This is a genomic window from Methanococcus maripaludis (assembly GCF_013760955.1).
In the GTDB taxonomy this organism is placed as follows: Archaea; AGJL01; Methanococci; order Methanococcales; family Methanococcaceae; genus Methanococcus; species Methanococcus maripaludis_A.
Map to the genome: position 1 here is coordinate 245353 of NZ_JACDUL010000001.1, position 6598 is coordinate 251950.

A 6598-nucleotide genomic window follows, 5' to 3' on the forward strand; every position below is an offset into this window, starting at 1 on the left:
AATACCCCAAAATTAAAAGAATTAGTAGAAATCTGAATCGATTGGTTCATCAGTCAGGTTGCTAAACCGTTCAGTAACAATTTCCAAGCATTTTTGAACGGTTTCACTGATTGAAACATTTTCAATGACTGGAACGTTGTTTTCTTTTGATTTTTCAACAATATATTGATTAATCTCTTTTATTATTTCAAAATTCTCTAAATATCGCTCAAGTGGCCTGTCACTTACTTTGGCCCTTGCAGTAAATCGTTTTTTATGGATTTCTTCTGAACTAAGTGTTAAATTCAAAAATATCACGTTTGGCATTGACTGATATTTTTCACCCATAAGCCCCGGAACTATGTGGGTTCCTTCAATTATAACACTCGTTCCTTCAGTTAAACTCCTATCTATAATACTTTCAATACCCAAAAGAACAGGTTCGACGTGTCTTTCAAATCCGAGTAAGTGCATTCCTTTTGTATCCTGTTCTTCCCATTGGGAGCGCCTAAGTGCAGTCCATGCAGTATATGAGGATTCATAAAGCATTGGGACCAGATCTTTTGAGATACTTCGTCTCATTACTTCCCTTATTGAATCGGTTCCAATAACACTTGGAATACCTAGCCTTGATGCAAGCTCAAATGCAATTGTAGATGTTCCGACCCCACTAGATCCACCTACAAGAATAATTATTGAATGTTTCTTTAAAACTCTTCGCCATAATAAATATTTTTCGCCAATTCCTTCGTAATCTCGATTAATAAGTGTGTAGTATACTCTTCGTCTTAATTCATCTTTAGAAATCTTTAATACATTTTGTTCAGTTAAATCTCGCTCAATCTCACGTGCTAAAGTATAGGACTCACTAGGTTTCATTCCCGCAGCGGATAGGGATCTCGCTAAAAGACCCTTTGAAAAGGGCATATCATATTCCTTATCTGTTACTAAAATTCTACTAATATTTTCATCAAACGTCATCATATCCCTACCAATCTAAAATAAAAAATGAATACTAATTACAACCATAAAAAAGTAGTTAATTAAAATTTTTATAATTATTTATTTCTAACATCAATTGTCTGAGTAAGTTCTGGACCTGTTGAAATAAGAGTTACCTTAACACCAACTTTTTCTTCAACTTCTTTTATGAATGCCTTTCCTTTTTCAGATAATTTCTCGTATTCTGTTATGCCGTAACATTCATTGTCGTATTTGTCAAGACATGTTATTGCTATTTGGGTTGCTCCGTTTAATCTGCATACTTTTTTAGCAAGTTCATGATCGAAGTAACCAACTCTTCTTCTCCTTCCAGTAACGGTTCCGTATTCAACAACTCCGAGACTTTCAGCTTCTTCCACGGACATTTCTGTTGGGAAAGGCCCTTCACCAACTCTAGTAGGATATGATTTGAATACTGCAACGACTTCGTCAATTTTTGTAGGGCCTACACCAACATCTGCTGCAAAAGATGCTGCATTTGTATCTTTTGAAGTAACGTAAGGGTAGCTTCCGTAGAATAATGATAAGAGGGATCCTTGGGTACCTTCAATCAATACATTGTATCCAGCTTCCAATGCTTCATTCACTGCTTCTGAAACATCTCCAAGATATTTGGAAATTGATTCTACGTCTTTTCCTTGTTTCAATGTCCTCATTGCCCGGTCAACATTTGCAGGACCACATCCTGTTCCTGTTGATCCAATTTCTTTTGAAAGGTGTTCGTTTGATTTATCAAGTTCCTTGTGGATTTCTTCAATGATACCACACCTGAAATCAATTATCATTCTTTCTCCAACATTGAACTTTTCGAGCATTTGGATCTCTTTGAGTAAAACTTCAGGATCAGTTAAAACTCCAGCACCAACGGCGAGTTTTGCGTTAACATTTGGAAAACCAGTTGGAACCATTCTTATTCCGTATTTTTCTCCGTCCACTTCAACTGTGTGTCCTGCATTAGGGCCTACACCGCCTCTTGCAATAATTGACGGATTGTCTTTTTTACAGAGGTAACTTATTATTTTTCCCTTTCCTTCGTCGCCCCATTGGCCACCAACTACTATGGTACATGTCATTTACAGAACCTCCATTCAAATCCTCAAGCATACTCGGAGGAGTTCATATCCAATAAATATTTGAATTAATAAATACGAATTTCCAGAAAAAAAGAAAGTGAAATTCATTTAGTTAAAGTAGCTGTCAAATTGTCCTGCATCGACTGCTTTTTGTGCTTCTTTTGGAGTCATTCCTTCAACGTTTACTCCAACTGATACACAGGTTCCAATAACTTCTTTTGAAGCGTTTTTCAAGTTGTATGCTAACATTGCATCTTGTTTCATTTTTGCAATTTTAACAACTTGTTCCATTGTCAAGTTTCCTGCAACTTGGTGTTTTGGTTCTTGTGATCCTGTTGTAATTCCTAGTTCTTTTTTAACTAACGCGGATGCTGGAGGAATACCAACTTCAACTTCGAATGTTCTTTTATCAGTATTAACAATAACTTTAACTGGAACACTCATTCCGTCATAGTCTTTTGTCATTTCGTTGATTTTTTGAACAACTTGCATGATGTTTACGCCCAAAGGACCGATTGCTGGACCTAAAGGAGGACCTGCTGTTGCTTTTCCACCAGATACGAGTATCTCTACTACTTGTTCTGCCATATATTCACCTCTAAATGAATCGTGTTTAGTATCGCAATAATACTATCATAAGTTCCTTATTCTTATTTATGTGTATCCTATTTAAAATTTACCATGACTTTATCAAATACAAATTAATCCTGTTTGGATACAATTTTAACCTGTTCAACGCCAACAGTTATCGGAATAGGTACTGCTGCATCAATTAATTCAAGCGTAACTTCTTCTTTGTGTTTGTCCACTCTTGTAACTCTTGCCCTTTCACCTTTGAACGGACCTCCAACCAATTCAACGATATCTCCTTTGTCGATATGTTCGATAATTTTTGTTGGTGTTAACAAGTGATCGAGTTCGCTTACGCTGGTTTCTCCAGGAACAATTCCTTTTACCTTGAAACTTTTTCTAACGAGGTCATCTAATGCCCCTTTGTTAGCAGCTTCGATCAGGATGTATCCTTTTAAATCCTCAGTTGCTAAAATTGAAAATACTTCCAAGTTCTCTTTTTCAGCTTTTGAAGCAAGAGATTCTGCAACGTTTTTTTCCTGACCCGTAGTGGTCCTTACTGCAAAAATCATAATATCACCAAAATGGAATAAAATTTGAAAATAAATAATTTTAAAAATAGATCTCAAAATAATTGAAAATTATTATCAATTTATACTATATATATCTATTCATAAATTGAAAAATATAAAAGTATATTTCGTGTTTATGGCTTTATTAATCCTTTCAAATACGTGATTGGTACATGTATTATAAACCCGACAAAACCAAGAAGGCATATTCCAAGACCCGTCACTTTAGAAATGGTTAAGTATTCCTGTCTTGTTGGCTTTCTTGAAATCATTAATACTCTTCTGCATTGATGTAAAAAGTCTTTTAAATTATTTAATGTCGCATGTAACTTTGAGTTGGGCATTTCAGAATTTGTAGTTTTTTCTTTTGCCATAATATCCCCCGCCAAGTGTTAAAAATTAAATTTAGATTTTTGGGATATCTATTAAGTATCTCTTTTTCGTTACATCGATGGTGTAGTCACCAGTTGATTTTGTACCTGTAACGATAAGTAATACCCTTAATGAGTTTTCGAGTGTTTCATCGATTGTAGTTCCCCAAATAATCGTTGCTTTTTCATCTAGTCTGTCTGAAACAGTTGAAACGATTTCCTTTGCTTCTTCAAGGCTCATGTCTTCAGGACCCGTTATGTGGATTAATGCACCGGTTGCGCCATCAACATCAACACAGAGGAGCGGGCTGTTTAATGCGATTTGTATTGCTTCTCTTGCTCTCTTCTCAGAGTCACTCTCACCAATACCCATCATTGCAATTCCGCCGTTGTTCATTACTGCCCTAACGTCAGCAAAGTCCACGTGAATGTCTCCTGCGTTGTTTACGAGTTCAACCATTCCCCTAACTGAGTTCATTAAAACTTCGTCTGCAACTTTGAAAGCAGTTCTTAATGGAACATTTTGAACAATTTCTAACAATTTATCGTTAGGAATGATAACAATAGTATCTGCAACTTCTTTTAATTTATTAAGACCTGCAATTGCATTTGACATTCTAACTTTTCCTTCCATTGAGAATGGTAATGTAACAACTGCAACTGTTAAAGCACCAATTTTTTTGGAAATTTCTGCAACTACCGGGGCTGAACCTGTTCCAGTTCCTCCACCAAGTCCACAAGTTACAAATACGAGGTCTGAATCCTGAATTGCTTTTTTAACTTCTTCTGAATTTTCTTTTGCAGATTCTTCACCTTTAACAGGGTTTCCACCAGCACCTAGTCCTTTTGTGAGGTTTTTACCAATCAAAACTTTCTGATCTGCGTGAGTTTTTACGAGCTGCTGTGCATCTGTGTTTACTGCAATGATTCTTGCACCTTCGATGCTTTCTGCGATCAATCTATTTATTGCATTGTTTCCTGCGCCACCGCAACCTACAACCGTAATTCTTGCTTTTGACTGTTCTATCAATTCAAGCAATTCTCTATCTACTTCGGAAAGCTGTTCTGGAGCAGGTTCCAAAAAATCTGTTTGTGCTATGTTTTTTAAGAATTTCAAGATTATTACCTCCTCATTAAAATGGTGCATGCCCTCAAAGCCCTGATTGTGTGGGTTTTAAATAATCATTGGAAATATATAAGTTACAAGATTTATATCTTTTGATTAGGACCAATACCAAAAATATAGTTATAAATAAAATTACTAATATTCGGAATATAAAGCCGATTATAGCTTTCATTTATCTGATTCATATTTATATTATTTTCTATTAAAATGCGGTGAAACTGTGATAACCTCAGAAGAGAGAAATTTAGCGGCCAAAAAATTACTGAAACTTGCTAACGATATGTATGAAGACATCATACGAGGAAAAAGACCTAAAATCACCTTCCCAATAAGAAGTCTCGCAAATGCAAAATTTGATGCTGAAAAAGGAACTTTTGCGATACTTGGAAAAGAAAAAGATAGGATGTTAACAGTAAATCAGGCAAAAATATTTGCCCAGACTATCAAAATGATGGAATTTTCAAAAGAACTACTCGATACAAACGATTTCTCAACTCTAAGAGAAGCTTATTATGTCTCCAAAAACTGGGGTGAAGCAAGATTTGATGACCAGCAACCATCAAACGGAGTTATTGAAGATATCGAAGCTGCTTCAGAATATTTAAGGGAAGATTTAGGATTTATCCCTGAAGAAGATGGTGCAGCGGTTATCGGGCCGTTACAAATCGTTGATAGAGCTGCAGATGGTTCAGAAATTAAAATTGACTGTACAAAACTTGGAAGCGGTGCATACAACATTCCAAACGATGTTACAAAATTAGAATTTAATACAAAAGCAGATTTCATTTTAGCAATAGAGACCGCAGGTATGTTTGCAAGGTTAAATGCTGAAGAATTTTGGTCTAAACACAACTGTATATTAATCTCTTTAAAAGGGGTTCCTGCAAGGGCGACTAGAAGATTTATCAAAAGATTAAATGAAGAACACAAATTACCAATTTTAGTATTTACGGATGGTGACCCTTACGGATATTTAAACATCTACAGGACTTTAAAGGTAGGAAGTGGTAAAGCAGTTCACTTAGCAGACAAATTGGCAGTTCCTGAGGCTAGACTTATCGGTGTAACTCCTCAAGATATTGTTGATTATGAACTTCCAACTCACCCATTAAAAGATCATGACGTTAAAAGGTTAAAAGATGGTCTTAAAAACGATGATTTCGTTAGATCATTCCCTGAATGGCAAAAAGCACTAAATCAGATGGCTGATGGTAAGGTAAGGGCAGAACAGCAGTCTTTGGCAAAATACGGTTTGAAATATGTTGTTGAGGAATACTTGCCAGCAAAAATTGAAGATCAAAAAACATGGCTTCCATAATTTTAAATAAATACGTTGATTGTATCTCGGAAATCTGGGATCAAAAATCATATCCTAAAAATATTTTTATTTTATTACGCTAAAATCGGCCGATATTAAGTCAAAATTATAGAAAACAATATAAATAGATCCAGTATACTAAATAATGGGTAATCCCCCAATATTTAAAAATACATAATGGAGACTGAACAATGGATTGGCCGTTTAAAGTTTTTACATTAACGATAATTACACTATCCTTATTGACAGCTACCTGTGCAAATTCTAGCTTCGATGGATGTGAACAAACTTTTTCAAACCTAACTTACCAAAATTTTAACGAAAATTACCATAATTTATTTGATAACAACCAAAATCTATTCTTAGAATTAAACAGCTTTTTTAAAAATAATGAGGAGTATAAAACTTTTGAAGTTAAAGCATATGCCCCTCTGAAAAAAACGTCTTCAAAATCACAAATACTTGAATCACGATACGTTCCTTCAAGTGATACGGATAGTTCATCTGAAGATACTACGGATAGTTCATCTGAAGATACTACGGATAGTTCATCTGAAGATACTACGGATAGTTCATCTGAAGATACT

General features: G+C 35.2%; 7 protein-coding genes and 1 pseudogene. 2 read left to right on the plus strand and 6 right to left on the minus strand.

Annotated features, from left to right (window positions below):
- Positions 1-21 precede the first annotated feature (21 nt).
- The 6 genes from HNP90_RS01310 to ftsZ form a co-directional block, all read right to left on the minus strand.
- Positions 22-960, minus strand: coding sequence for a 2-phosphoglycerate kinase (locus tag HNP90_RS01310; RefSeq protein WP_011977065.1), 939 nt, complete (start codon positions 958-960; stop codon positions 22-24).
- A 77-nt stretch (positions 961-1037) separates the two neighbouring features.
- Positions 1038-2054 (minus strand): adenylosuccinate synthetase, encoded by a 1017-nt coding sequence (locus tag HNP90_RS01315; RefSeq protein ID WP_011977066.1) that lies wholly within the window; start codon positions 2052-2054, stop codon positions 1038-1040.
- 108 nt (positions 2055-2162) lie between these two features.
- Positions 2163-2642, minus strand: a complete 480-nt coding sequence (locus HNP90_RS01320) for a 50S ribosomal protein L11 (protein ID WP_011977067.1) — start codon at positions 2640-2642, stop codon at positions 2163-2165.
- A 113-nt stretch (positions 2643-2755) separates the two neighbouring features.
- On the minus strand, positions 2756-3196 hold the full coding sequence (locus tag HNP90_RS01325; protein ID WP_011977068.1) for a transcription elongation factor Spt5: 441 nt from the start codon (positions 3194-3196) through the stop codon (positions 2756-2758).
- A gap of 134 nt (positions 3197-3330) precedes the next feature.
- Entirely contained in the window at positions 3331-3570 is a 240-nt protein-coding gene (locus HNP90_RS01330) for a protein translocase SEC61 complex subunit gamma (protein ID WP_011977069.1), read from the minus strand.
- 31 nt (positions 3571-3601) lie between these two features.
- A complete protein-coding gene (gene ftsZ / locus HNP90_RS01335) occupies positions 3602-4684 on the minus strand; it encodes a cell division protein FtsZ (protein WP_048060417.1) in 1083 nt (360 codons plus the stop codon).
- Positions 4685-4913: 229 nt separating this feature from the next.
- On the opposite strand from ftsZ, the gene HNP90_RS01340 reads away from it, so the two are divergent.
- Together HNP90_RS01340 and HNP90_RS09375 are read left to right on the plus strand one after the other, a co-directional pair.
- On the plus strand, positions 4914-6011 hold the full coding sequence (locus tag HNP90_RS01340; RefSeq protein WP_011977071.1) for a DNA topoisomerase IV subunit A: 1098 nt from the start codon (positions 4914-4916) through the stop codon (positions 6009-6011).
- Positions 6012-6202: 191 nt separating this feature from the next.
- Positions 6203-6598: pseudogene (locus HNP90_RS09375) on the plus strand (CAP domain-containing protein); the annotation flags it as partial.

Bases quoted from the DNA above. Each gene is read 5' to 3' on its own strand.
- HNP90_RS01320 (WP_011977067.1), bottom strand. From the start codon at position 2,642: ATGGCAGAACAAGTAGTAGAGATACTCGTATCTGGTGGAAAAGCAACA.
- HNP90_RS01315 (WP_011977066.1), bottom strand. From the start codon at position 2,054: ATGACATGTACCATAGTAGTTGGTGGCCAATGGGGCGACGAAGGAAAG.
- HNP90_RS01310 (WP_011977065.1), bottom strand. From the start codon at position 960: ATGACGTTTGATGAAAATATTAGTAGAATTTTAGTAACAGATAAGGAA.
- HNP90_RS01325 (WP_011977068.1), bottom strand. From the start codon at position 3,196: ATGATTTTTGCAGTAAGGACCACTACGGGTCAGGAAAAAAACGTTGCA.
- HNP90_RS01330 (WP_011977069.1), bottom strand. From the start codon at position 3,570: ATGGCAAAAGAAAAAACTACAAATTCTGAAATGCCCAACTCAAAGTTA.